This is a genomic window from Flavobacterium sp. GQ95, from assembly GCF_059758655.1.
Genome location: NZ_JCAXEB010000010.1, coordinates 247,013 through 272,347, shown reverse-complemented (window position 1 = coordinate 272,347; position 25,335 = coordinate 247,013). Strand labels below are relative to the sequence as shown.

General features: G+C 33.3%; 24 protein-coding genes. 12 read left to right on the top strand and 12 right to left on the bottom strand.

From position 1 onward, the window contains the following. The coding region (locus AC6CH4_RS19470; protein ID WP_498105889.1) for a hypothetical protein at positions 1 to 476 on the top strand (476 nt) is incomplete at its 5' end. Positions 477 to 615: 139 nt separating this feature from the next. On the opposite strand, the gene AC6CH4_RS19465 is transcribed toward AC6CH4_RS19470, so the two are convergent. Together AC6CH4_RS19465 and AC6CH4_RS19460 are read right to left on the bottom strand one after the other, a co-directional pair. Next, on the bottom strand, positions 616 to 1,851 hold the full coding sequence (locus AC6CH4_RS19465) for an ABC transporter permease (protein ID WP_498105887.1): 1,236 nt from the start codon (positions 1,849 to 1,851) through the stop codon (positions 616 to 618). A gap of 119 nt (positions 1,852 to 1,970) precedes the next feature. Then, entirely contained in the window at positions 1,971 to 2,465 is a 495-nt protein-coding gene (locus tag AC6CH4_RS19460) for a YkgJ family cysteine cluster protein (RefSeq protein WP_053472553.1), read from the bottom strand. 74 nt (positions 2,466 to 2,539) lie between these two features. On the opposite strand from AC6CH4_RS19460, the gene AC6CH4_RS19455 reads away from it, so the two are divergent. Together AC6CH4_RS19455 and AC6CH4_RS19450 are read left to right on the top strand one after the other, a co-directional pair. Next, entirely contained in the window at positions 2,540 to 3,247 is a 708-nt protein-coding gene (locus AC6CH4_RS19455) for a class I SAM-dependent methyltransferase (protein ID WP_498105885.1), read from the top strand. A gap of 18 nt (positions 3,248 to 3,265) precedes the next feature. Continuing rightward, positions 3,266 to 3,811: a YfiT family bacillithiol transferase gene (locus AC6CH4_RS19450; protein WP_498105883.1), complete on the top strand. Its 546-nt coding sequence runs from the start codon at positions 3,266 to 3,268 to the stop codon at positions 3,809 to 3,811. An 84-nt stretch (positions 3,812 to 3,895) separates the two neighbouring features. Here AC6CH4_RS19450 and AC6CH4_RS19445 read toward each other — a convergent pair whose 3' ends face one another. From AC6CH4_RS19445 to AC6CH4_RS19410, 8 genes are all read right to left on the bottom strand, one after another. After that, complete coding sequence (locus AC6CH4_RS19445) at positions 3,896 to 4,528, bottom strand: 7-carboxy-7-deazaguanine synthase QueE (protein ID WP_498105881.1); 633 nt, start codon at positions 4,526 to 4,528, stop codon at positions 3,896 to 3,898. 100 nt (positions 4,529 to 4,628) lie between these two features. Further along, positions 4,629 to 6,296: a tetratricopeptide repeat protein gene (locus AC6CH4_RS19440; protein WP_498105879.1), complete on the bottom strand. Its 1,668-nt coding sequence runs from the start codon at positions 6,294 to 6,296 to the stop codon at positions 4,629 to 4,631. 16 nt (positions 6,297 to 6,312) lie between these two features. Beyond that, positions 6,313 to 7,236, bottom strand: a complete 924-nt coding sequence (locus tag AC6CH4_RS19435) for a PstS family phosphate ABC transporter substrate-binding protein (protein WP_498105877.1) — start codon at positions 7,234 to 7,236, stop codon at positions 6,313 to 6,315. A 2-nt stretch (positions 7,237 to 7,238) separates the two neighbouring features. Beyond that, the gene (locus AC6CH4_RS19430) at positions 7,239 to 7,469 is read right to left on the bottom strand and encodes a hypothetical protein (protein WP_194570439.1); all 231 of its coding nucleotides are present in this window, start codon (positions 7,467 to 7,469) and stop codon (positions 7,239 to 7,241) included. Further along, a complete protein-coding gene (locus tag AC6CH4_RS19425; RefSeq protein ID WP_498105875.1) occupies positions 7,469 to 8,266 on the bottom strand; it encodes an energy transducer TonB in 798 nt (265 codons plus the stop codon). The genes AC6CH4_RS19430 and AC6CH4_RS19425 overlap by 1 nt, the downstream gene beginning before the upstream one ends. A gap of 38 nt (positions 8,267 to 8,304) precedes the next feature. Next, entirely contained in the window at positions 8,305 to 8,862 is a 558-nt protein-coding gene (locus tag AC6CH4_RS19420) for an ExbD/TolR family protein (RefSeq protein WP_498105873.1), read from the bottom strand. Positions 8,863 to 8,881: 19 nt separating this feature from the next. Then, positions 8,882 to 9,508, bottom strand: coding sequence for an ExbD/TolR family protein (locus tag AC6CH4_RS19415; protein ID WP_498105871.1), 627 nt, complete (start codon positions 9,506 to 9,508; stop codon positions 8,882 to 8,884). Between the two features lie 56 nt (positions 9,509 to 9,564). Further along, positions 9,565 to 10,389 (bottom strand): MotA/TolQ/ExbB proton channel family protein, encoded by an 825-nt coding sequence (locus tag AC6CH4_RS19410; RefSeq protein WP_498105869.1) that lies wholly within the window; start codon positions 10,387 to 10,389, stop codon positions 9,565 to 9,567. Between the two features lie 379 nt (positions 10,390 to 10,768). Between AC6CH4_RS19410 and AC6CH4_RS19405 the strand changes: the two genes are divergently transcribed. Then, complete coding sequence (locus AC6CH4_RS19405) at positions 10,769 to 12,286, top strand: helicase HerA-like domain-containing protein (RefSeq protein ID WP_498105867.1); 1,518 nt, start codon at positions 10,769 to 10,771, stop codon at positions 12,284 to 12,286. A 196-nt stretch (positions 12,287 to 12,482) separates the two neighbouring features. On the opposite strand, the gene AC6CH4_RS19400 is transcribed toward AC6CH4_RS19405, so the two are convergent. Next, entirely contained in the window at positions 12,483 to 13,826 is a 1,344-nt protein-coding gene (locus AC6CH4_RS19400) for an FAD-dependent oxidoreductase (RefSeq protein ID WP_498105865.1), read from the bottom strand. Between the two features lie 489 nt (positions 13,827 to 14,315). Here AC6CH4_RS19400 and AC6CH4_RS19395 point away from each other — a divergent pair, with 489 nt between their 5' ends. The 7 genes from AC6CH4_RS19395 to AC6CH4_RS19365 all read left to right on the top strand — a co-directional run bounded on the left by AC6CH4_RS19395 (position 14,316) and on the right by AC6CH4_RS19365 (position 21,025). Then, positions 14,316 to 14,909 (top strand): GNAT family N-acetyltransferase, encoded by a 594-nt coding sequence (locus AC6CH4_RS19395; RefSeq protein ID WP_498105863.1) that lies wholly within the window; start codon positions 14,316 to 14,318, stop codon positions 14,907 to 14,909. A 61-nt stretch (positions 14,910 to 14,970) separates the two neighbouring features. Next, complete coding sequence (locus AC6CH4_RS19390) at positions 14,971 to 15,804, top strand: alpha/beta fold hydrolase (protein ID WP_498105861.1); 834 nt, start codon at positions 14,971 to 14,973, stop codon at positions 15,802 to 15,804. Between the two features lie 36 nt (positions 15,805 to 15,840). Beyond that, a complete protein-coding gene (locus AC6CH4_RS19385) occupies positions 15,841 to 16,635 on the top strand; it encodes a helix-turn-helix domain-containing protein (protein ID WP_498105859.1) in 795 nt (264 codons plus the stop codon). Between the two features lie 76 nt (positions 16,636 to 16,711). Beyond that, positions 16,712 to 18,244: a serine hydrolase domain-containing protein gene (locus tag AC6CH4_RS19380; RefSeq protein WP_498105857.1), complete on the top strand. Its 1,533-nt coding sequence runs from the start codon at positions 16,712 to 16,714 to the stop codon at positions 18,242 to 18,244. 32 nt (positions 18,245 to 18,276) lie between these two features. Then, positions 18,277 to 18,744, top strand: coding sequence for a nuclear transport factor 2 family protein (locus AC6CH4_RS19375; RefSeq protein ID WP_498105855.1), 468 nt, complete (start codon positions 18,277 to 18,279; stop codon positions 18,742 to 18,744). A 231-nt stretch (positions 18,745 to 18,975) separates the two neighbouring features. After that, a complete protein-coding gene (locus AC6CH4_RS19370; protein ID WP_498105853.1) occupies positions 18,976 to 20,427 on the top strand; it encodes a serine hydrolase in 1,452 nt (483 codons plus the stop codon). Between the two features lie 148 nt (positions 20,428 to 20,575). Further along, on the top strand, positions 20,576 to 21,025 hold the full coding sequence (locus AC6CH4_RS19365) for a hypothetical protein (RefSeq protein ID WP_498105851.1): 450 nt from the start codon (positions 20,576 to 20,578) through the stop codon (positions 21,023 to 21,025). A gap of 74 nt (positions 21,026 to 21,099) precedes the next feature. Here the strand turns inward: AC6CH4_RS19365 and AC6CH4_RS19360 are convergent, their stop codons facing one another. Then, the gene (locus AC6CH4_RS19360; protein ID WP_498105849.1) at positions 21,100 to 23,487 is read right to left on the bottom strand and encodes a penicillin acylase family protein; all 2,388 of its coding nucleotides are present in this window, start codon (positions 23,485 to 23,487) and stop codon (positions 21,100 to 21,102) included. A gap of 116 nt (positions 23,488 to 23,603) precedes the next feature. Here AC6CH4_RS19360 and AC6CH4_RS19355 point away from each other — a divergent pair, with 116 nt between their 5' ends. Then, positions 23,604 to 25,166, top strand: coding sequence for a hypothetical protein (locus AC6CH4_RS19355; protein WP_498105847.1), 1,563 nt, complete (start codon positions 23,604 to 23,606; stop codon positions 25,164 to 25,166). Positions 25,167 to 25,335 lie beyond the last annotated feature (169 nt).

Sequence of the window (25,335 nt, the reverse complement as noted above, 5' to 3'; positions counted from 1 at the left end):
TTTTTTCAGTCTTAATTCGTTTGCTTGTCAGTATTTCAGTGAACGTCTATCGCTGTTGCGGGTGCAAAAGTACCACCTTTATTTACATTTACAAGGGTTTTTATTATATAATTTCAATCTTTTTTATAAGTGGCTGGTATGACGGTTTTTATAAGATAAAGTTTTTTTTGTCTGTTTGCGGGTTTTGGGTGGATTTGCCTGTTTGGGAGTGTTTTTGCCACAAAGGCACCAGGACACAAAGTTTTGATTTCCCTTTTTATTGGGCTATGCCTGCTTTTCAAAAAGACACAAAGCTGGATTTTTCTTCCTTATGTGTTAGGTTCTCGCAAATGCCAAGGCGCAAAGTCTCCCTTTTCTTGCTCAAAACGATAAATCTTTTTTTGAAAACAGCTCCCCTAGCCCCGATGGGAGGGAAAATCCTTTTGTGGTGGGGTTCACCACAAAAGATTGGAAGGAACAGCGGGATCAGCTCCTGAAAATCAAAATAACGAAATTTCAATTTTAAAAATGGTTCGAATTCGATGACTGGGTATTTCTCCTTATATATTGTATAAAAAACAAACCCGACAGCTTTTGCAAAACTGTCGGGCTGGGAATTGATATATAATAAAACAATTAATCGAAACGAATTGCTTTGACTGGCGAAATTCGGGTTATAATATATGACGGAATTAATAATACTAAAAAACAGACCGTAACCGTTAGTAAATTTAGAAGTATTATATAACCCCAGTTTATGTATACCGGTGCCACATTTACATAGTAGTTTTCAGGATTAAGATGAATGACTCCGAATTGTTGCTGAATTAGTAATAATGAAATACCAATTAAGTTCCCCCAAAAGAGCCCTCGTATAATAAGGTAAAACGCATTGTACAAAAATATTTTACGAACTGTCCAGTTATTTGCTCCGAGTGCTTTTAGAATTCCGATCATTTGAGTGCGCTCGAGAATAAGAACCAACAATGCTACTACCATATTAATAGTCGCTACTAATATCATCACAGCAAGAATGACGATTATATTAAAATCGAAAAGCTGAAGCCAGTCAAAGATGTAACTGTATTTTTCGATTATTGTTTTTGTATCGAGATTTGACGATGTCTGATCATAAATTTGAGTGCCAGTTGTTTTAATATTTTTAAAGTCTTTTACAAAAACTTCGAATGCACCAATTTGATCCGGCGTCCATTTATTTATTCTTTGAATATGACGAATATCTCCTATTATATATGTAGCATCGAAATTTTGGAAACCTGAATTAAAAATTCCTGTAATTTTAAATCGGCGGCTATTTGGCATTTTGCCCTGCTCTTCTTTTATAAAGAAGGTATTGAATTGATCGCCTACTTTTAAATTTAAACGATCAGCCAGAAATCTTGAAATTATAACTTCTTCATTTAATTCTTTAGTAAAATCAGGTAATCTACCCTCTACTAAATATTCTTTTATATTGTTCCAATCGTAATCAGCACCAACTCCTTTGAAAATAATTCCTTCAAAAGCATTTTCGGTTCGAATGATTCCCGCCTTAGTTGCGATTGCCTGAATATGTTTCACTTCTGGAACTGATTTGAAATTGGGATAAAAATCTTGTTTTTTAGAAATAGGGATTAAGGTTATTTCAGAATTATTATTGTCGTAATTTGAAATAATAACCTGACCATTGAAAGCTGAGACCTTGTCTCGTATTTTTTGCTGTAAACCAATTCCGGTTGCTACTGAAACCAACATCATAATAATACCGATGGCAATAGCCGAAATGGCAATTTTTATAATTGGTGCTGAAATACTGCTTCTATAATCTTTGGCAGTGATAAGTCTTTTCGCTATAAAATATTCTAGATTCAATTTTTTATATTGTCTGATTAATGGTTTAGTCCTTTATCCGGCTTACATCTGTGTTCAAAATTACATTTTAAAAAATAAAAAAGAATTGTTCCGAAAAACAATTACAAAACAATTAAGTTCTAAAGTGGCAATTTCTTTTTCATTTCTTCTACTATATTATATGCTGCCGGGCAAATCGCGACATTTTTTAAAGTAAGATCTGCAATCTGATGAAACTTTTTACGATCTGTATGAGGAAATTCCCTGCAGGCTTTTGGACGCACATCGTAAATCATACAATAATTTTCACTATCCAGGAAAGTACAAGGAACACTTTTTAGAACATAATCCTTATCCTCATCAATACGGAGATATTGATCGATAAACTGCTGCGGTTTTTGCCTGAAAGATTTCGAAATTCTTTCGATATCAGCCAAAGTAAATAACGGCCCGGTTGTTTTACAACAATTGGCGCATTGCAGGCAATCCGTTTTTTTAAATTCGGCATCATGCAAATCCTGCATAACGTAATCTAAATTCTTCGGCTGCTTCTTTTTCAGCTTATCAAAATACTTTTTGTTTTCGATATGCTTATCTTTGGCTAACTTATTTAAGTTATTTAAAATTTGTTTCAAGTTTAAAATTTAAAGTTGATCTGCAAAATTAAACAACTTTGAACTTGAAACCTTAAACTTTGAACTAAATTACCATGAAAGATCTTTTTGGAAAAGCGATGTACGATTTTCAGACCAATAATTCACCTGAAGATATAATAACGGAAACTTCTATTTCTGAAGAAGATGAAATGAGTGTCGATTATTTATTCCGTTCTTATAATGAAATGCCCAAACTGGAACAAAAAGCACTACAATTAGCTTTCGGAAAAACCTTAGATGTGGGTTGCGGAGCCGGAAGCCACAGTTTATCATTACAAAATGATCGTAATTTAGATGTTACTTCGATAGATATTTCAGAAAAAGCAATAGCAACCTGCGAACTTCGCGGTGTTACCAATGCCAAAGTTCAAAATATATTAGATTTTGACGGAGAAAAATTTGATACCATTATACTATTAATGAATGGAGTTGGGATTTTTGGAAAATTAGACAACTGCAACATATATTTATCAAAACTTAAATCGCTATTAAATTCTGGTGGTCAAATTCTATTGGACAGTTCTGATATTATCTATATGTTTGACGAAGATGAAGACGGTGGAAAATGGATTCCATCTCATAATGATTATTATGGCGAACTAGTATTCAATATTTCTTATAAAGGTGAAAAAGAAGAACCTTTTGATTGGTTATATCTTGATTATAATACATTGCAAAACGCTGCTATTGCAAACGGACTCAAATGCGAGCTTATTTTAGAAGGGGAACATTATGATTATTTAGCCCGACTTTCAATATAAAAACCTCATTATAATATTATGGAAGAATTAGATTTAGAGAAATTAAAATTTCCTATTGGAAAATTTGAGACACCGGCAACCTTCACGTCCGAATATATTTCAGATAAAATTGCGGAAATCGAATCTTTTCCTGAAAGGCTAAAAAAAGAAACATTTCACTTAAGTGATGAACAATTAGACACGCCCTATCGCCCAGGAGGATGGACTGTTCGTCAAGTAATTCATCATTGTGCTGAAAGCCATATGAACGCATTTATCAGAATCAAATGGGCTTTGACTGAAAATAATCCTGTGATAAAAGCCTACGACGAAGTATTATGGTCTGAATTACCCGATAATTTAAAAATGCCCATTCAACCAACATTAAATTTACTGGAAGGATTACATTATCGATTAGCCTTTATAATGAAAAATTTATCAGAAGCTGATTTAGAAAAATCATTTATACATCCCGAAAATAATTCTGAATATCGAATTAAACAAATTATAGGAACGTATGCCTGGCACGGAAATCATCATTTGGCACATATCACCAATTTAAAAAAGCACAAAAACTGGCAATAAACAAAGTTGTTTCTTTTTTACACAACGTATACAAATTACCGCAAACAAAAAATCTCTTCAGCTGAAGAGATTTTTTTATTCTATTTACGGAATATTCAAATACTTATGAGTCTGAAGTGACACTCTCCATTTCGGATTGCTCATTACATAATCAACAATCAAAGGAGTCATTTCTTCTTTTTTACTCCATTCTGGCTGAAGGAATAAAATTGCATCATCGTTTACTAATTCTGCTTGCTCTTCCGCAAAGATAAAATCATGTTTATTATAAATAATTACTTTTAACTCGTGCGCATTATCATATACAGTTTGCGTAGGCAATTTATTCTTTTTAGGAGAAAGGCAAATCCAATCCCAGGTTCCTGACAGCGGATAAGCACCTGAGGTTTCAATATGAACTTTTAAATTTTTATCTTTTAATTGTTGAGTTAACAAACTCATGTCCCAGGTTAAAGGCTCACCACCCGTAATTACAACGGTATCTGCATAACTTGAAGCATTCTTTACAATTAAATCAACACTTGTTGGCGGATGTAATTCAGCATTCCAACTTTCCTTCACATCACACCAGTGACAACCCACATCGCAGCCTCCAATTCTAATAAAATATGCAGCTGTACCTGTATGGAAACCTTCTCCCTGAATGGTATAAAATTCTTCCATCAAAGGCAACATCGCTCCTTTATTAACTTCTAATTGTATTTCTTTTGATAACATTATTTTATTTTAAAGTGCAAAGATAGTCAATTAAATACGGAACAAAAAAAACCGATAGTTCAAGAAACTATCGGTTTTATATTAAGTCAAATAACTTTTCTTATTTTAAAGCTTTCACAGATTGAGTTGCGTAAGCATTCGTTGGGTCTAAAGTCAAACTTTTATTGAAATATTCAATAGCTTTTGCTTTGTCAGTGTTAGCATAAGCAGCACCAATTGAATTGTACGATTCCACAACTTTTTTAACTGTAGCGGGTTTTGCTAATTCTTCAGCTCCTTTTGCAGTTGTTTTAGTAATATACTCTTGATAGTTTTTGATAATTAAATCATCTTTCTCCAATAAGTTATTGATTCTTCCTTTGTATAAATAAGCCTCATCATAAGTTGGAGAAGCAACCAAAACTCTGTCAAAAGCAGCATCAGCCTTAGTTAAAGCAGCAGCATCCATTGCAGTTTTTTCTTTATTTGCATTTGCATAGTAAAGAGAAATACCATAGTATACATTATCATTTAGATAATTTTTTTGCTCTGTATTTGTAGTACTCAATTCATAAATTGCAGCAGCTTGGTTATATTGTTTTTTACCAAACAATTCTTTACCGAAATCTCCAAGATCTTCAACAGCTAATGGCTCCACAGCAACTGCTTTTTTGATTTCAGCTAAACCAGCTTCAAAAGCAGCAGGATCAACTACACCAGCAGCATCGGTTCCTTTTTTAATTTTAGCAAATCCTAAGTATAAATTATCTTTTGCAATAACTTTATTATTAGGCACCTTCATATAATCTTCTAACGATTTAATCGCAACATCATAATTACCATTCTCGTAAGCAGAATATCCTAAATATCTGTAAATTCTAGGATTAACTTTATCCAACTCAATCATTTTGTTAGCTTCTTTTTCAAGAGCTTTATAATCTTCAACTAAAATCAAGAAATCAGCATGACGCATTCTAGAGTTCATAGAATAATCTGTTAAACTCAAGTATTTCTCGTAGTTTTGAATTGCTTTTTGATAATTCACCTGTCTCGTAGAAGGTTTATTTCTAGCCCATTTGTAATAAGTTTCAGCAAGCTCTCTGTAAACTGGTCCATAATTAGCGTCAATAGCAATAACTTCATTGAAAGCTTTAATTGCTTCATCGTAAGATTTAGCACCTTTTAACAAAACACCTAATTGCATTTTTGCTCTTAAAAGTGTTGGATCAGCAGTAAATGCATCACGGTAAGCTTTGTAAGCATCATTTTGATTATTTGCTCCATAATAAGCATCACCAATTGCCAAAAGCGCAGTTGCATTTTGAGGCTCAATTAATAAAGCTTTCTTTAAACTTGCAATTGCATTTGTATAATCAGGATTAGTAGAATTCATATAAGCTCTACCAATGTAAATAAATTCATTTACATCTTTACGCTTCATATCTTTTGTAGCTAAACCGAAATTCGCCTGAGCAGAAGCTGTATTTTTTGCATCAAGATCTAATTGACCTAAACCAATATAATTTAAGTTTTTGTGGTCTGCTGCTTCTATTCCATTTAAGTAATAAATTTTAGCAGAATCAACAATAGCCTGATTAAGGTAAATATTACCCAATACAAAATTAGCTTCCCCATCAGAAGGTTTAGCTTTGATTATTGATTTCAGCAAAGATTTAGCTTTCTCAAATTGTTCAGCATCAATTGCCTTTTTGGCCTGGTTTATATCTTGCGCTTTTGCAACAGAAGCTGAAGCAACTAAGGCAAGACTAAAAATTTTAAATTTATTCATCTTTATTGTAATTAATTTATTCTTTATCGTTTATAATCTGATTTCTAATTTTAAGCTTTCTTCCCGGAGTTCTAACTGGCAGTAATCCCGATTTCAATACAATTCTTTGTCCGATGTCACCCGCAATGAATGAGGCAAACCCCATTCCTAATCCAGAATAACCCTGACAATTGATAATATACAAATCACGTGCCAAAGGATATTTTGCCTCAGCAATATCATTTTGACTCGGATTATAATATCTATCCTCATTCAAGCCTTTAACGCTTAAAACATTAATCTTTTTAATGATCTCTATCATATTTGAAGAAGGTTGTGATAACCAATTTACACCAACCACTCCAATCATTCCATCATTCTCGGACACAAATTTAATTACTTCGTCGTTTGTTTTAAAAGAAAAAACACCAGTAGCCGGAATCTCTTTTACTTTAGCTAATTCCTTCATATAACGAACCGTGCTGGAATTTGGATTATCAAAAACAAGACCTTTTATTCTTGGATCTGCTTTACCTTGCATAAAATCTATCACAGTTCTCAACGCAATTAATGTGTCATTATTGCTCTTGCTTGAAATTAAAGCGATAGCATCAGTTGCAAACGGTGTAACTCTAGGATTTATTTTACTTTTTTCGAATCTTCGCAACTCTTCCTTAGTTAAATCTCTGGTGGTAATAGCAACTTTAGCTTTCTGATCTAATAAATCGTTTATAACCTCTGCTTCAGATTTTGGTTTAACCGTAATTTTTGCATCATAGTAAGTTCCTTCAAAAACAGCAACCTGATCATCAACAATTGGCTTTACAGTTTCATCAACTGTAATATCAATAGCTCCTTTTAGAATTGTTTCTTTCCCTGATTCATTCTTGCTTTTTTGGTTACACATGGCAAACAAAAAAACAAAAACTACCAAACCGAAAATTCTACTATATTTTAACATATTTACTCTGCGTTTGAATTAATTAACCTCAAAAAACGTACTGCTGAATAAACGATCAGCAATCCACCAAAAGCATATCTGTATTTAGGCTCCATGTCTAACGGTAATTTCTTCCAAAACATAATCATTAAACCAAGCACAAGATATATTAAAAAAAACAGTATTCCTAAAACAAGAAGAAATCGCTCTTTGAGCGATTTCTTCTGAATATTATTAAGCATATCTTTTAACATTATTCTGCAGATTGAATAGTAATAGGAAGAGAGTAAAGTACCCTAACTTTTTTACCATTTTGCTCACCAGGTGTCCATCTTGGACATTTTTTAAGAACACGAATTGCTTCTGCTCCTGTACCGTAACCGATATCCCTTAGAACTTTAATGTCGGTTAATGAACCGTCTTTTTCAACTACAAAAGTAACATAAACTTTACCTTTTAAACCTTCTTCTTCTGGAGTCTTATAATTATTTCCTACGAATTTGTAGAATTTTTCAATCCCTCCAGGGAAATCTGGTTTTACTTCGATACCAGCTGTGTTGTATACTTGGTTATCTTCTTCTACTACTGCAGCAGTTCCGGTACCTACTGGCTCATCAACAGTTAAAACTGCATCCGGATCTCCTTTGATAGTTTCAGAACCAACTTTTTTGTCTTTCAGTTCCTCAATTTTCGGAGGATCTTCAGTAACTTCATTTGCCTTAGCAACCACTGGTTTCACGAACTTCACCTGATCCACTTTTGGTGGTGGTGGTGGTGGTGGTGGTTGATTAGGTTTTACTTCCTCTTTTTTAGGAGGTAATTTTACTGTGGCAATCTTAATATCTTTATTCACATCATCTTCACCAGAATCTGGCAAAAAGCTTGCAATAAGAGGAGCTGCTACAGCAAAGCTAAAAATGATCGAACCTATGATAAGCGCTTTTACCGTAGTTTTGCTGTTCGATTTTCTTAACTCATATGCACCATATATCTTATTACGACCTTCGAATACGATATCAAGCCACTGATTTTTAATAATATCTAATTTCATTTTTCTTGATTATTAGGATGTTAAAAACAAGACAATGCTTATTTTTTATCTATCAATTTTGTTTCTTCTGGTGTAAACTCAGGAACAATAGCATAAGTTTCCACTCCAGCAATAGCCATCTCATCTAACATATCAACTAAATTACGATAAGTCGACTTTTTAGTTGGTTTGATAATAACAATAATTCCATTTTTAGGTTTCCCTTGCGCTGTTGAATATTCTAAAACTGATTTTTTTCTTTTAAGAACTTCTCTACGAATTCCGTCCTTACCATATGTGATATCTTTTGGCCCTGCAATAGGAGACTCCAATAACCCCATATAGTAAATCATTTTATTATTCTCCTCTAATATTACTGTCATTGTACGATTCTCATCTACTTTAATATTTTTATTCTTAGTAGAATCTTCATCTTTATCTGGCAATGACAAATCCATCGATTGAGGTTTTGACAACGATGTGGTTAACATAAAGAATGTGATCAATAAGAATGCCAAATCCACCATTGCCGTTAAATCGACTTTAGAATTTTGCTTTTTACTTCTTACTTTACCACCTTTTCCGCCACCACCGTCGCCGGTATTTAATTCAGCCATTTTAGTGTATCTTTTTTAATTAAAAGTCTTTTCCTCTCATACCAGTAACTAAGTTAAAGGAATTGATTTTTTGATCTTGTAAAATATCCATAATCTTTTTGATTTGTGGATACTGTTCTTTAGCATCTCCTTTAATTGCAATTTGCAATTCTTTATCATCAAGGTCAATCGCAGCTCTTCTTGAAACTAAAAGCCATTCTTTTAATTGATTATCTAAAGAATCGATTGGAATTCCAGGTTGATTCGCTTTAGTTCTGTCAGCCGCTTTTAAGTCGATAATTTGTTTCAAATTTGTTATTGGCACACCGAAGTCATCCATTAAAGCAAATTTAGCTTTATCATCTTCTGAAAAAGTCACACCGAATTTTGCACCCATTCCTTCAAGAGATCTTTTACGAAGTTCTCTTCCTTTGATGTCAAAAAACACTTTGCTTTTCCCGTCTGCGCCTTTACCTATTGTAATAATAGCCAAATCAGAATCTGGCAATTTACTTTGTACAGTCGAAGCAGGCATATCTACAGGAAGTGCTTCTGGCACCTTAGCAGTAGCGGTCAAAATAAAGAACGTAAGCAAAAGGAACGCAACATCACACATGGCAGTCATATCTGTCGATGTTGACTTTTTTTTCATTTTTATTTTAGCCATTCTCTTTTATTTTTATTTTGATATAATTAATTGTAATTATTAATATCAAAAATTAATTATTGTTTCAAACTTCCTCTGAATCTTCTGTAAGTATTTACGATTGTAGTACCAGCCTCATCGATAGAGTAAGTTAAATCGTCAATTTTAGCAGTAAAGAAGTTATAAGAGATAATAGCTAAAACTGAAGTAGAGATACCTGTTGCAGTGTTGATAAGTGCCTCAGAAATACCTGTTGCAAGAGCAGCCTGGTCTGGAGTTCCAGCAGAAGCTAACGCACCAAACGCTTTAATCATACCTGATACAGTTCCTAATAATCCTCCTAAAGTTCCTAATGATACTAAAGTAGAGATAATAGTCATATTTTTTTCTAACATTGGCATTTCTAATGAAGTTGCCTCTTCGATTTCTTTGTGGATTACTTCTGAAGCTTCTTCACTGTTGAAACCTTCTTTTTTAACGTCTTGATATTTAATCAAAGCAGATTTAATTGCATTAGCAACTGAACCTTGTTGTTTGTCACATGATGCGATAGCAGCCTCGATGTTTCCTTCTTTGATACTTGCCTGAACACCTTGCATGAATTTATCTAAGTTCGCTTTACCAGCAGCTTTACCGATAACAATAAATCTTTCAATAGAAAAAACAACAACCATTAAAAACATTCCTAATAATACTGGTACAATAAATCCTCCTTTATATACCATTCCTAATGTGTTGATTGGGTGACCAGTTTCAGGATTTCCTCCTTCAAAGTTAGCTGGTGCTCCCATAACGAATTTCCAAATAAACACCCCTACTAAGATACACGCTGCAATAATGATTCCAGTAACCATTCCTCCTCCATTTGAAGTGCTTTCTTTTTTAACTTTAACGTTTGCCATTTTTTTTAATTTTAATAGTTTTAAATAATTTTTATTTTTTAGTTATATTTAACTTGTAGAGGAGCAAATTTATACGTTTAGTTTAAATAAAAAAACTTTTTTTAATTTTATTGAAGGAAATTTAACGTCAATTTAAAAAATATCTCATTAAATTGCCAACGCTATTTTTTTGATAAAACAAAAAACATGACGAAATATGGGAAAATTACAACGTTTTAGTAAATATTCAAAGATTCCGTTGATATCTTCTTAAAAAGTTGCGAAATTTTTTTTTATCATATTTTTAATGAGAAATAGCTTTTTCCTACTAAAATATATATATCAAAATTCTTAAAAAATTAAGCAATACTCTTATAATCATCTAAATTACAAATAAAACATGAATAAAAAAGATAATTTCATTCAGGATATCAATACAGGTTATCTTTCTAAAGGTGACAGTATCATTTTAGGAGGCGCTATGCTGGATGGGGAACCAATTGCTGAGGCTCATGTAAAAATCCCTCTTAAAACCTTGAATCGCCACGGCCTGATTGCCGGCGCAACCGGAACCGGAAAAACTAAAACTATTCAGGTTTTTTCAGAACAATTATCAAATGCAGGAATACCTGTTTTGATGATGGATATAAAAGGTGATTTTAGTGGTATTGCAAAAGAAGGAAAAGAAGAAGGTTTTATAACGGAGCGTCATACCAAAATAAACATACCTTATAATGTAGCCTCATTTCCTGTTGAATTAATGTCATTATCAAAACAACACGGAGTTCGCCTGCGTGCGACTGTTTCTGAATTTGGTCCCGTTTTATTTTCCCGAATTTTGGATTTAAATGATACACAAGCTGGAGTTGTTGCTGTAATTTTTAAATATTGCGATGATAATCAGATGCCTCTATTAGATTTAAAAGACATTAAAAAAGTGATCAATTATATTACCGAGGAAGGTAAAGACGAAATTGCTGCAAGTTATGGCAAAATTTCAACTGCAACAACCGGAACGATTTTAAGAAAAATCATTGAATTGGAACAACAGGGAGCCGATTTGTTTTTTGGTGAATTGTCATTTGAAATTGATGATTTAATGCGTATCGATGAAAACGGAAAAGGTTATGTAAACATCATCCGCCTGACGGATATTCAGGATAAACCTAAGTTATTCTCTACTTTTATGCTGAGTTTATTAGCTGAGATTTACCAGAAAATGCCCGAAAAAGGAGATGCCGAACAACCTGAATTAGTGATTTTTATAGATGAAGCACATTTGATTTTCAATGAAGCCAGTAAGGTATTATTAGAACAAATTGAAACTATAGTAAAACTAATTCGTTCAAAAGGTATTGGCGTTTATTTTGTAACTCAAAACCCAATGGATGTTCCGAGTGGTGTTTTGGCACAGTTAGGTTTAAAAATTCAGCATGCTTTAAGAGCTTTTACTGCAAACGATCGCCAGGCCATTAAAAAAACAGCTGATAATTACCCAACCTCTCCTTATTATAAGACCGATGAATTATTGACGAGCCTGGGAATTGGAGAAGCTTTGGTTACCGCCTTGAACGAAAAAGGAGTTCCAACCCCGCTTGTAGCAACCATAATGCGTGCGCCACAAAGCCGAATGGACATTCTGACTTCAACAGAAATTGACGAAATAAATAATAAATCGAAACTGGTAAAAAAATATAACGAGGAAATTGACAGACAAAGCGCTTACGAATTGCTATGCAAAAAAATCGAAGATGCTACACAAGCTGCAGCCGAGCAAGAAGAACAAACACCAACAAAATCTTCCAAATCTGAACCAAGCACTGCAAGTGTTGTCGGAAAATCGGTTTTGAAAGTCGTAACAAGTGCTACCTTTATAAGAGGTGTTTTTGGCGTGCTATCAAAAATCTTCAAGAAGTAAAAAAAATCCACCATATAAGTAATGTAAGTTCATTTAAAACTTTGCGTGGAGATTAAGTGAACTTATATGGTTTAAAAGTTTTACACGTTTTAAAACAAATAGATTTATACATGCAGTAAACCCGACAGGTTTTAAAACCTGTCGGGTTTACTGCATGTATAAAATGAACTTACATTACTTATAATGGTAGAAAAAATTATGCGTTTTGCAACAACTCCAAAATCTTATTTTCGATTTCTGGTGTGTTCCAAATATTTTCAATGTTATTTAATTTTAGAATTTCTTCCATAATTCCGTTTTGGAAATCTCCAATTGCCAAAGCCTCGGCGTATGGACGATCGCTGAAAGTTACACGACTATAAAGCGGAATCCATTTATCCGGATGTTTATCTGAAAATGCTTTTTCGATTTTCTTTTGTAATAAGAATTTCTCATCGGCAGTTTTGGTACTCATTTCCATGAAATTGCGATAGGATAGTTCTGCAATGGCATCGGCATTTGGTTTACGTGAAATTTGATATTCAGAGAAAATCTTTTTCCAGTCGTTTCCATATTTCTCTATCATTTCATTCAAAACCGTAATATCTTCAAAACCGGCATTCATTCCTTGCCCGTAAAACGGAACGATGGCGTGACAGGCATCTCCAATTAATGCAATCTTATCTTCATACGTCCACGGAAAACATTTCATCGTTACCAAAGTACTCGTTGGATTCTTAAAGAAATCTTCTGCCAGCTTCGGAATTACCTCAATCGAATCCGGGAAGTTTTTCTCAAAAAAATCTTCGACCATTTTTCGATCTATAAGCGATTCAAAAGAATTTTCGCCTTCAAAAGGCATAAATAAAGTACAGGTAAAACTTCCATCCAAATTAGGAAGCGCAATCAGCATGTATTTACCGCGAGGCCAAATATGAAACGAGTTTTTATCCAGTTTGTGGGTTCCATCGGCATTGGCCGGAATATTCAATTCTTTATAACCCATATTCAAAAATTCCTGCGAATAATTGAACATACTCTGACGTTGCATTCTATGGCGGATTCTCGAAAAGGCACCATCGGCCCCAAAAACCATATCGTATTTTTTCTCTTCCCACTCCCCTCTTTCGGTTTCGCCAATGTGCAAAGTCGCATCGCTTAGCGTCACATCCCAGATTTTCTCTTCGAAATAAAACTCTGCTCCGGCCTGTTCTGCAAGATCAATCATTTTTCGGTTCAAAGTTCCCCTTGAAATCGAATAAATCGATTCGCCTTCCTGCCCGTAATTCTGAAAATTGAGTTTATCGACCAAATGAATCGCACGTTTGTCCATCGGAATCGCGATTTCTCGTACCGAATCGCCAACGCCAACGCCGTCAAGTGCCTTCCAGCCCCGATTAGACATTGCCAGATTTATAGAACGGCCCGAAAAATTAATTTTGCGAATATCAGGACTACGATCATAAACATGAACGGTGTGACCTGCTTTTTTAAGGTAAATTGCCAACAGCGATCCTACCAACCCAGAACCTACAATGGCAATTTTTAGTGAAGTTTGCATCAAGAAAAATCTAAATATAAGATCGTAAAAATAAGTAATAATTCTACAAGAGCTTAAAAATAAAGGAAATATTTATGATTTATACAGGCATGACCCGCCGAAAAAAGCGGGTCGGGCTTTCGGTTATATTCCCGATTAACAAAAACTACGGCTAAAAAGCCTTGTTTTTCTAAATCGGGAGATACCGTCTCTATCCCTCATGCAAGACTCGTTTTCATAACAAAATCCCGTTTTTATAAATTTATTAGGAATATGGAAAGGACTACTTTCGTTGAAGAAATAATCTCGCAAATACGCAAAGTCGCAAGTGTTTATTTTTAAGTTCAGTTTGTCATCCTGACCAAGGAAGAACCACACATGGAATTTGACAAAGATTGGCAACTCTCTTCGCGGAGTTTCTAGTGTGGTCCTTCGTTCCTCAGGATGACAAGATTGTGCTAAAACCTTTGTGTCTTTGTGACTTTGTGGCAAAACCTAAAACTTAATCCAATGAATAGCGAACTATTACAATCAAACATCATTTTAGAAAACGAACGTATTTTATTACTCCCTTTTGAAAACGAAAGGAACATCGAACTCAAAGAAATCATTTTTGATGATGAAATCTGGAAATATATGGGAATGTATGTACGAATTCAAACTGACTTTGAAAACTACCTAGCAAACACTTTAAAACAAAAAGCAGACGGAATTTGTTATCCATTTTTAATTATTGACAAAGCCACCAACAAAGTTGCGGGAAGCACAAGATACGGCTACTTAAATCATGCAAGCCAAAAATGCGAAATTGGCTGGACCTGGTATGGAAAAGCATTTCAGGGAACCGGTTTAAACAAGGCTTGTAAATATGAGTTACTGAATTTTGGTTTTGAAAACATTCAATTCAGAAGAATACAATTTAGTGCTGATTTAGAAAACAAAAAATCACAAAGGGCAATTGAAAAATTGGGTGCTATAAAAGAAGGAATCTTTAGAAATAATTATGTCGATTCTGAAGGAAAGAGTAAAGATGATGTTTATTATAGTATTATTTTGGAGGAATGGCAGAAAACTAAACGAGAATATTTTTCGGAGTTTTTTTAAAATATAAGTTATATTTATCAAATAAATACTACTTTAACACACATCAACAATCAATCAAATCATGAAAAAATCAATCATTTTACTTTCCTTTATTTTCTTAGTTTTTGGGGAAATTTCTGCGCAAACAGAGCCAAAAACACCTTACGGAGACAACAAAGAAGCCGGAAACTATAAACAAATTAATGGCTTCAAAATGTACTATGAAATTTACGGAAGTGGAAAATCATTAATTTTACTTCACGGAAATGGAGGATCAATAAAAGGTCATAGAAACCGAATTGAATATTTTAAACAATATTTTCAGATAATAGCGATAGACAGCCGAGGTCACGGAAAGTCAGTTGATGATTCAAAAAAACAATTGAATTATGTACAGATGGCAGATGATGTTAGTACTTTACTAGATTCGCTTAAAATTAAAAACGCAAATATTTGGGGACAAAGCGATGGGGGAATTCTCGGTCTCTTACTGGCTATTAATCATCCTGACAAAACAGCCAAAGTGGCCACCTTTGGGGCTAATATATTTCCCGGAAAAAAAGCTGTTTTTAACGAAATTGACCAAATGGTTCAGGACACTTTAAAAACAACAAAAGATTCTTACACCAAAAATTTATATTCTCTTTTACAATATCAGCCAAACATTACAGAGAAAGATTTGCAAAAAATTAAATGCCCCGTTTTAATTATGTCGGGAGACAGAGATGTTATCAGACTAGAACATTCTATCAAAATTTTTAATAATATCGAAAATTCAAACTTTTTTGTAATGCCTGGCGCAACTCATTTTGGTGCTTATGAAAAACCAGAATTATTTAATTTAGTTTTAATGAGTTTCTTCAATGATCCGTTTAAAAAAACATCTAGCGTAGAATTATTTACAGGAAAAAAGTAAAAATCAAATAGTTATTCAATAATATACTCTTTAAAAATGGACCTATATTCCGAACATTATGTCAGCAAAACTTGCGAACGGTTCGTGAATAAAATTTGGTGTCTTGACAACAGCATCGGCGAAAGCCTGATCGAAAACAAACTCATTTTACCCAATGGTTGTTTTAATCTCGCGATTGTAAGCGGAAATGCAATAGAAGTTCATACAAGCAAAAATAAATATGTAATGAACGAAGGTTTTTACTTTTGTTCACAAATGACTAATAAAGTTTTGGTTCATATTCAGCCGAAAACTAAAGTTACCATTATTCAATTATACGCCTGGACACTTTCATTTCTTCCAAATTATGATTTGAATAATTTTACCGATTCGATCATCAAAATCGATTCTTCCGAATTGCCTTTTAAAACTAATTTAAACAGTGATCTTTCTGTTTTATTAAATACGATTAATACTTATTTCGAAGAATTAGATGCTATTAATTCTTCGAAAAATACAATTGAAAAAATCTGCGAAATCATCAAATTTCACTATGAAGAAATTTCGGTTTCGGAAATCGGAAAAAGTTTAAATGTTTCACAACGATTGCTACAAATCAAATTTAAATCGGCAACCGGGCTTACGATTAAAAAATACATTCAGATTCTGAAATTCAGAAAATCCGTCGATCAAATGGTGAATTCTGGTTTGGATAAATTAAAACTGACTGATGTTGCGCTTTACAATCAATATTTTGATCAGTCGCATTTTATAAAACAGTTTAAAGATGTGACCAAAACAACTCCAAAAATGTTCAATTCGGACTCGTATTTTCTTTCGAAAAAAAGATAACATTTCGCATTTATACAATTTTGAGAATTGTGATTGATTTAGTTTTGCAAAATCATCAATCATAATCAATCACAAAATGAAAATCAACCCATCGTTTTTCCCGTTAAAAACCATTTTAATTGGAATTCTATTCTTCCAAATCCAATTTGGATTTTCCCAGGAAGAAAAAAACTCGGCATTGTACAAAACTATTATGTCCAAAGACAGTCTTCTTTTTAATGTTGGCTTCAATACCTGTGACATTTCACAGTTCGAAAATTTATTAAGCGACGATTTTGAATTTTATCACGACAAAGACAGTCTTTCTGACAAAGCGTTATTTTTAAAAAACCTAAAAAAAGGTTTATGTGGTTCGCCAACCACTTATCAATCCAGAAGATATTTAGTACCAAATAGTACTGAGGTTTATCCTTTATACAAAAAAGGCATTTTATACGGCGCGATGCAAATGGGCACTCATCAATTTTATGAAAAATCGGTCGGTAAAAACGAATCATTAACAGATGCAAAAGAACATTTTGGCAGCACAGCTCGTTTTACACACGTTTGGCTCTTAGAAAATGGAATTTGGAAACTAAAAAGGTCTTTCAGTTATGATCATCAAAGCACAAGTACCGCGGGAACCAACTCAACCATTTTTGATAATGACAAGGAAATTGAAAAATGGCTGCAACAAAACAACGTTCCAACTTTAGGAATTGGAATTATCAACAATGGAAAACTTCAGGAAATAAAAGTATTTGGTGAACTAAAAAAAGGAGTTACTGCGCCATACAACACCATTTGGAATGTAGCTTCATTAACTAAACCCGTTACTGCAATCGTGGCTTTAAAATTGGTAAGCCAGGGAAAATGGAATTTAGACGAGTCTTTAGATAAATATTGGATAGATCCGGATATTGCCAGCGATCCGAATCATAAATTGCTGACTACAAGAATTGTCTTAAGTCATCAAACTGGTTTTCCGAATTGGAGATTTATGAACGAATCTAAAAAACTAGATTTCAAATTTAAACCCGGAACCCAATATTCTTATTCTGGTGAAGGAATGGAATATTTGCGACGAGCATTAGAAAAGAAATTCCATAAAACATTGGATCAATTAGCAGATGAATTGATTTTTAAACCGCTAAAAATGAATGATACTAAATTCATTTGGAACGACATAACCGATGTTTCCAGATACGCCATTAATTATGACAATAAAGGAAACGCTTACGAACCGGTTAAAAACAAAACCGCAAATGCCGCTGATGATTTATTAACTACAATTCAGGATTACGGCACCTTTTTATGCAGTGTAATGAATGGTGACGGTTTAAGCAAGAAGATTTTTGAAGAAATGAACTCACATCAGGTTGCTCAAAAGAAAAAAGACAAATACTTTGGTTTGGGTTTTGAAATATATGATTTAGGGAATGATAATTATGCCTTGTCGCACGGTGGCGCTGACCAAGGCGTTCAAACGTTGGTTTTTCTTCTTCCAAAAACAAAACAAGGCTTGATAATTTTTACAAATGTTGACGATGGCTACAAGGTTTATGAAAAGCTTCTTTTGAATTATCTTGGAGAAAAAGGACGAAAGCTAATTGATATTGAAACGAAATAATGAAAACTAACAAAATCAAAACTATGGAACCCATGATGAATATATTAATTCTTTTCATGCTTTTTTTAAGCAGGGAAGTAAAAGCGCAAACCAATAGTGATGTTTTAAAAATGGATGTTTTAAAAACAGAAATCATTAAGATGGACAGTTTATTATTTGATGTTTCTTTTAATCAGTGTGATGCAGCACTTTTCAAAAAAATAATAGCTGATGATATCGAATTTTACGACGATCGTTCCGGGTTAAACACCTCAAAAGGAAATGAAATAAAATCATTACTAGATAAATGTGGTAGATCTGAGAAACTGACTAGAAAATTAAATTCCTGCACTATAGATAAATTAGGCGATTTTGGAGCTGTGCAAATAGGAGAACACACTTTCTATGTTAATGGAAAACCCTCAGGAACCGGAAAATTCGTTCACATCTGGGAAAGAAAGGATAAAGATTGGGTACTGAAAAGAATTGTTAGTTATGAACATAGAGCTATTAAAAAATAGCTCTTTTTTTATGTCATTTTAGCACTTTTGAAAAAAAACAGAAAAAAGCTGATTGTTCCTGAAACCAAATTGCATTTGAATCGTCTAACAAGAATCAAACGCAAACATCATCATCGTTTTAATTTGTACATTCGTATAATAAATTAAATTTCAGATGATTAAACAGTTTCAATCATCAATCAAAAAAATCAAACAACAAATCATTAATCTTAATCAATAATCATCAATCACATGAATAAAACAATCAAATTATTTGCAGTCTGCCTTTTAGCACAACTATTTGTCTTTCATGTTGCTGCGCAAGACAAAGCAAAAAAAATCGACCAGCTCTTAAGCAAATATAATGAGTATGGACAATTCAACGGATCTGCACTTGTATCAGAAAACGGAAAAGTTATTTTCAAGAAAGGATATGGTTCTGCCAATATGGAATGGAATATTCCAAACCAACCTGACACTAAATTTAGATTGGGTTCGATTAGCAAACAATTTACGGCTTTCTTACTTGTTAAACTGGCTGAAGATGGAAAACTAAAACTTGATGTTCCCATCACAACTTATTTACCAGATTATCCAAAGGCAAATGGCGACAAAATTACGATTCATCATCTATTAACACATACTTCCGGAATTCCGAATTATACTTCGGCTCCCAATTTCTTTAAAGAGAAAAGTAGAAATCCTTATTCTCCTGAAGAATTTGTAAAGACATTTTCAAGTTTACCGCTTGAATTTACACCAGGTGAAAAATTCAACTACAGCAACTCTGGATATTTTTTATTGGGTTATATTATTGAAAAAGTTTCAGGCAAAACCTATGAGCAATATTTGCAGGAAGTAATTCTTACGCCTTTAAAAATGACCAATACAGGATACGATCATTTTGAGATCATTCTTAAAAACCGAGCTTCGGGTTACGAAAAACAAGGCAAGATAGTCCGAAATAGCCCTTATCTTGATATGAGTATTCCATACGCAGCAGGATCATTGTATTCTACTGTGGAGGATTTGTATTTATGGGACCAGGCGCTTTATACCAATAAATTGCTTTCTGCAAAATCAATGGAATCGTTGTTCAAGCCTTATATTAAATTTGGAGATAGTGCTTATGGATATGGCTGGTTTTTAGAAGAAGCTCCAAACGGAGACAAAGCTAAATTGAAAATTATTGAACACGGAGGAGGCATCAACGGATTTAATACTGTTATTTCGCGAGTTCCTGCAGATAAGAACTTAGTAGTCTTATTAAATAATACTGGCGGTACAATTTTAGGTGAAATCAACGAGGGAATCAGAGCTATTTTATACAATCAGCCTTTTAATGAACCTAAAAAATCATTGGCACTTGAACTTTTGGATGTGTATTCAGAAAAGGGTGCAATTGCTGGTACAGAGCGTTATAAAAAATTAAAAAACGATCCGACTTATCGTATTAAAGAAGAGGATATAAATAGTATTGGGTATCAATTATTGCAAAGTGGCAAAAAGAAAGAAGCCATTGAAGCTTTTAAAATTAATGTAGAAAACTTTCCTAAATCAGGAAATGTTTACGACAGTCTTGGCGAAGCTTATTTAGCCGATGGAGATAAAAATCTGGCTATTGCAAATTACACTAAATCTATTGAACTGGATCCAAAGAACGAAAGTGGAAAAAAAGCTTTAGAAGGAATTTTAAAAAAATAATCTTAAAAATCACAAAACGACTTCGATAGTACCAATTTAAAAAAGGTATTATCGAAGTTGTTTTTTGTTACAATTTCTAACATTCAAATTCGATAATTTGTCATAAAAAATACTATTTTAGCCGTACCCAAAAACATTAAAATAACCTATGAAAAATTTAAAAAAGTTCGCCTTTTTAGCTTTCTTGCTATGTCTTTTTATTCCAACGATTTCTATTTCTCAAACTAACCCTCTGCCTCCGGCAATGCCGACTCAGCAAAATAAAATTATAGTTGACAGAATTATCGAAGCGGCTCATTACAAAACTTATGTTGTTGATTATTGCTTATCCAAAATAAATGAGGCTTCTGCCAAAGAAGGCTGGAACGAACAAAAAGCAATGGAAATCACAGAAAGTATTAATTACAAAAATTTCAGGGATGCAATTTATAACGTATTTGCCTTTTATGATGAAGTAGAATTAGAAACTTTATTAAAAGCGTACGAAAAAGATACTGCATATCAATCCACCAATATCATGACGACTAATAAAGCACTGATTAATAATCTGAATATTTTTGCAACTGATATTGTTAAAGGGAAATATATTTCTAAATAAGTTGCTAAGATTCTAAGACACTAAGGTTCTAAGGTTTTTTATATTCCAGCCTTAGAACCTAACTTGAAACTTTTTTATTTTTTTGGTTTCAATTGCAGTTTTGTTGATGTTTTTATAATTTCTTCTTTATTCAATTTCATTTTTCTGAATTTACCGGCATTAAACATTTCAGCCTGATCACTGTAATGCTTGCTAAACGGATTTCCGGATTGTCCTGTTGGAATGATACTCCAACTATTTTCGATATCAGAGAAATCTACAACCCTTCTGGTCGATGGCCCACCTTTTACGTAATATTTTCCTTCATCATTAAAACCAAAAAATTGATTATTGATCACTTCATTTGATCCGGGAGCAGCAAAAGGTCCAACATTAAATAATTTGCGAAGCGCAGCCACTTTTCCAAGCGGATGTTCATGCTCTACAGTATGCACTTTACCCCAATTCCAGTCGGCAATTGTATTTCCTAATTGTATAGTAAGTTGCGAAACGGCATCATGAAACGATTTTGAAACAATTTCACTTCTGGTTTCTTTTACATTTTTAGTTTTAATATTATCCCACCAAACCGAATTCTCATTAACAATTTGTCTCGCAATAATTTGTTTTCCTAAATGCGTTCCAAGAAATATATTAAAAGCTTCTTTGCCCATTTCGTCTTCAAACGTATTTTTTAAATACAAGTAAATCCATTTGTTGTAAATCGTGGGTCCAACATCTTCTAAATTCGTTGTTCCTTTCCAAGATTTTAATACATTCAGCGCTTCTTTTTCTTCAGCTGAAATCTTGTTCTTATCCAGATTCGCAATTAAATTCTGAACAACTCCAGTCGCAACAGAAGATGTATTATCAAAAATCATTTTACTAATCGCTTGTTTGTCCCAATCTGATTTTGCATCCATTAAACCTGAAATTCTTTTTGCTCGATCCTCAGGTAAGTAATAGCCCGGATATAAATAGCCATCAATTGCTTCCGGTTGATTATTCGCCGAATACACATAACCCCATTTCGGATTTTCAGCCGATGGATTTTTAGTAAAATCTAAATATTCCGTTATATCATCTTTGCCACTCGTGCCATCTAAGATAAAAAATGAATTCACTCCCTTATTGTGTTTATAAAGTGTTCCTGTCGCCCACCAGGCGACATTTCCTTTAGCATCTCCATACATTACATTCAATCCAGGTGCGGCAACCAATTGGACTGCTTTCCTAAAATCGTCTTTGCTTTTCGCATGTGAAAGTCCATAAACCGCATCCAGAATCTGAATAGGTTGCTGGGTGTAAATCCACGACATTGCGATCGGTTTTTTACTTTTAAGGTTCGCCAGCAAATCATTCATAATTGGTCCGTGTCGGCTTGACTTAACCGTCAAAACTACATCTGATGTATCTTTTATTTTAATGGTCTTTTTTCTGGTTTCATAAGTTGCAAAACCAGTTGGTGTCTGATACTGATTTACATCATTTGCTTTGTTTGTTTCCTGATAAAAATCGATATCATCATTCTCAAACATGGTCAAACCATAAGCATAATCACGATTGTGCGCTAGTAATGGAAATGGAGTTCCGGCCAAATAACAGCCATATAATTCATGATCCGGCGTCACAATATGCGCTTCGTACCAGGTGGCTGGTTGCGAAAATCCAATATGAGGATCATTTGCAAAAATCACTTTTCCGCTTTTGGTTTTGTTTGGGCCAACAACCCAACTATTACTGCCAACAAATGGCGGAATTGGAGATTTATCGAGCAAACTTGCAACCGATTTTGAAATCTCGCTATACTCTTCCAAATTCTCTTTTGAGCTTCTGATTTTGGTTGTATTAAACTCACCTTCAAGTCCCAACTCTTTCACATATGCATCTCCGTATTTGGCACGAAGATCAGTCAATAACGGGTCCGTTTTTTGAGCCATGGCAAAACTGAAAGACATATAGCCAAAAATATTATAAACATCTTTTATGGTAAATTTTTCTTTTTTTACACCCACCAAAGTAAATTCAATTGGCGTTACACCTTCTTCTAAATATTGATTAATTCCATCCAAATAGGCCAATGTCAATTGATAGCTCGGGCTGTTTTTATCTAATTTGGCAATAGCTTTCGCCGAAGCTTCTTCGATACCAATTCCGGAGAAAAACATATCATTTTTAAGTGCTACTGATCCGAATATTTCAGACAAACGTCCTGGCGCAATTCTACGAAGCAATTCCATTTGCCATAATCTTTCCTGCGCATGTACATAACCCAAAGCTGTCATCGCATCTTTTTCAGAATCGGCATAAATATGAGGGACACCAAAATCATCAAAATAAACTGTGGTTTCTTTTTGCAAATTTTCCAACTGAACTTCACCTTCGTATTTAGGCTTCAAATGAAAAATATAAGCACATAAACCTATTCCTAAAAGAACAATTATGATCACTAAAAACAACAGGAATTTTTTAATTTTTTTCATATTCAAAAAAAGTGTGACAATAAGATGATTCGATAATGATGTAACTTAAAGAGATAATCCTATAAGAAACAATATATTTTAAAAGCCTAAATTTAGATTTAAAATCAATACGACAAATGTCAATCTACAAAAAAATAACGATCGGTGTAATTTCAATCTTCGTTTTTGGACTTTTAATCAATTTCGAACTGAATTATTGGATTAAAAAACAGCTGCCGATTATTATTGAGGAGAAGAACAAAACAGCTTATCATATTAATTACGAAAAAATTGAAGTCTCTCTTTGGTCTAGAAATATTTATGCCCAAACTTTATTGGTACACCCAAAAAATCAGCTTGAAAACACGAAAATAAAAACCGGAATTTATTCTAAAATTGAATCTATTACGATTAAACATTTCAATATTTGGGATTTAGCTTTTCGAGATGTAATTCAGGCCGAAAGTATCATCATTAATAAAGCCAGAGTTATTTTATATAAAAAGAATGACAAGCTTTTAAACAACAGTAAAAGTATACGGACTGAAATTATAGAACCCTTTCGAAAAGTCGTTGCTGTTTCTAACATTTACCTTAATGACGGAAGCATTGATGTTGTTTATTTGAAAAACAATAAACCTATTTTCAGTGTCAAAAACATTCTGCTAAAACTCGAAGGCATTTTAATTACAGATGCAACTTTAAAGGAAAAAATTCCGATGCAGTATGAAAAATACGTTTTGGTTTGTGATAGTTTATATTATAAACCAAATCAATTTTACCGTATGGATATTGGTCAAATCAGTACGGAAAACAACTTTTTGAAAGTAAAGAATTTTTCGATGCTGCCAGAATATAACCGAAAAACCTTTATACAAAAACTAGAAAAAGAAAAAGACATTTATACGCTAAAAGTAGATTCTGTCCACATCAACAAAATGGATTGGGGTTTTAAAAAGGATCGTTTTTTCTTTAAAGCAAATTCAATTGTAATGAATCATTTTGATGCTAATATTTACCGTGGTAAAATGCCAAAAGATGATTTGAGCAAAAAATATCTTTATAATCATTTATTGCGAAATATTAAATTTCCGCTGCAAATCGACACTTTACAGGTTCTAAAATCGAAATTGGTTTATGAAGAAGAAATTGATTTTTCTAAAGGTCCAGGAAAATTAAATTTTGATCACTTTAATTTGCGGGCAACTAACCTCCGAAGTGGTTTTGGCTTAAAAAAGACTGCCGATGTGAAGATTAAAATCAACTGTCAATTTATGAAAACTTCTCCTTTAAATGTTGATTGGAGTTTTAATGTTCTGGATAAAAGGGACAGTTTTCATATTCAGGGCGTTATTTCAAATTTTGATATTGCGGCTATGGGTCGATTCAGCAAGCCTTATATGAACGCTTCATTTACTGGCGTTTTTAATAAATACCGATTTAATTTTTATGGAAATGACAATATTTCAAAAGGAAACGCTTCATTAGATTATGACGATTTAAAAGTAAAATTATACAAGAAAAAACATCCTGAAAAAGAGGCTAAACTAAAATCTGCACTTGCTAATTTATTGGTCAAAAATGATTCAAAAGAAAAAGCAAAAACGGCCGATGTCGAAGTTGAACGAATTCAGGAAAAATCATTTTACAATTTTCTATGGCGAAGCATTGCAGAATCTTTGAAGAAGATTTTGATTTAGATTTTTTAGCCACGAATTTCACGAATTTACACGAATTATTTTTTTTCCCACAGTTGCTAAAAATTAGTGTAAATTCGTGAAATTCGTGGCAAACATTTTTCAACTCACTACAAACCTGACAATTATCAGGTTTTATGAAAATCCTTTTTCTAACATTTGTTTTTATTTT

Excerpts from the sequence above, each read along its gene's own strand:
- AC6CH4_RS19455 (WP_498105885.1), top strand. The coding sequence starts at position 2,540 with ATGAAAGATCTTTTTGGAAAAGCGATGTACGATTTTCAGACCAATAAT.
- AC6CH4_RS19450 (WP_498105883.1), top strand. The coding sequence starts at position 3,266 with ATGGAAGAATTAGATTTAGAGAAATTAAAATTTCCTATTGGAAAATTT.
- AC6CH4_RS19445 (WP_498105881.1), bottom strand. The coding sequence starts at position 4,528 with ATGTTATCAAAAGAAATACAATTAGAAGTTAATAAAGGAGCGATGTTG.
- AC6CH4_RS19440 (WP_498105879.1), bottom strand. The coding sequence starts at position 6,296 with ATGAATAAATTTAAAATTTTTAGTCTTGCCTTAGTTGCTTCAGCTTCT.
- AC6CH4_RS19435 (WP_498105877.1), bottom strand. The coding sequence starts at position 7,236 with ATGTTAAAATATAGTAGAATTTTCGGTTTGGTAGTTTTTGTTTTTTTG.
- AC6CH4_RS19430 (WP_194570439.1), bottom strand. The coding sequence starts at position 7,469 with ATGTTAAAAGATATGCTTAATAATATTCAGAAGAAATCGCTCAAAGAG.
- AC6CH4_RS19425 (WP_498105875.1), bottom strand. The coding sequence starts at position 8,266 with ATGAAATTAGATATTATTAAAAATCAGTGGCTTGATATCGTATTCGAA.
- AC6CH4_RS19420 (WP_498105873.1), bottom strand. The coding sequence starts at position 8,862 with ATGGCTGAATTAAATACCGGCGACGGTGGTGGCGGAAAAGGTGGTAAA.
- AC6CH4_RS19415 (WP_498105871.1), bottom strand. The coding sequence starts at position 9,508 with ATGGCTAAAATAAAAATGAAAAAAAAGTCAACATCGACAGATATGACT.
- AC6CH4_RS19410 (WP_498105869.1), bottom strand. The coding sequence starts at position 10,389 with ATGGCAAACGTTAAAGTTAAAAAAGAAAGCACTTCAAATGGAGGAGGA.
- AC6CH4_RS19405 (WP_498105867.1), top strand. The coding sequence starts at position 10,769 with ATGAATAAAAAAGATAATTTCATTCAGGATATCAATACAGGTTATCTT.
- AC6CH4_RS19400 (WP_498105865.1), bottom strand. The coding sequence starts at position 13,826 with ATGCAAACTTCACTAAAAATTGCCATTGTAGGTTCTGGGTTGGTAGGA.
- AC6CH4_RS19395 (WP_498105863.1), top strand. The coding sequence starts at position 14,316 with ATGAATAGCGAACTATTACAATCAAACATCATTTTAGAAAACGAACGT.
- AC6CH4_RS19390 (WP_498105861.1), top strand. The coding sequence starts at position 14,971 with ATGAAAAAATCAATCATTTTACTTTCCTTTATTTTCTTAGTTTTTGGG.
- AC6CH4_RS19385 (WP_498105859.1), top strand. The coding sequence starts at position 15,841 with ATGGACCTATATTCCGAACATTATGTCAGCAAAACTTGCGAACGGTTC.
- AC6CH4_RS19380 (WP_498105857.1), top strand. The coding sequence starts at position 16,712 with ATGAAAATCAACCCATCGTTTTTCCCGTTAAAAACCATTTTAATTGGA.
- AC6CH4_RS19375 (WP_498105855.1), top strand. The coding sequence starts at position 18,277 with ATGATGAATATATTAATTCTTTTCATGCTTTTTTTAAGCAGGGAAGTA.
- AC6CH4_RS19370 (WP_498105853.1), top strand. The coding sequence starts at position 18,976 with ATGAATAAAACAATCAAATTATTTGCAGTCTGCCTTTTAGCACAACTA.
- AC6CH4_RS19365 (WP_498105851.1), top strand. The coding sequence starts at position 20,576 with ATGAAAAATTTAAAAAAGTTCGCCTTTTTAGCTTTCTTGCTATGTCTT.
- AC6CH4_RS19360 (WP_498105849.1), bottom strand. The coding sequence starts at position 23,487 with ATGAAAAAAATTAAAAAATTCCTGTTGTTTTTAGTGATCATAATTGTT.
- AC6CH4_RS19355 (WP_498105847.1), top strand. The coding sequence starts at position 23,604 with ATGTCAATCTACAAAAAAATAACGATCGGTGTAATTTCAATCTTCGTT.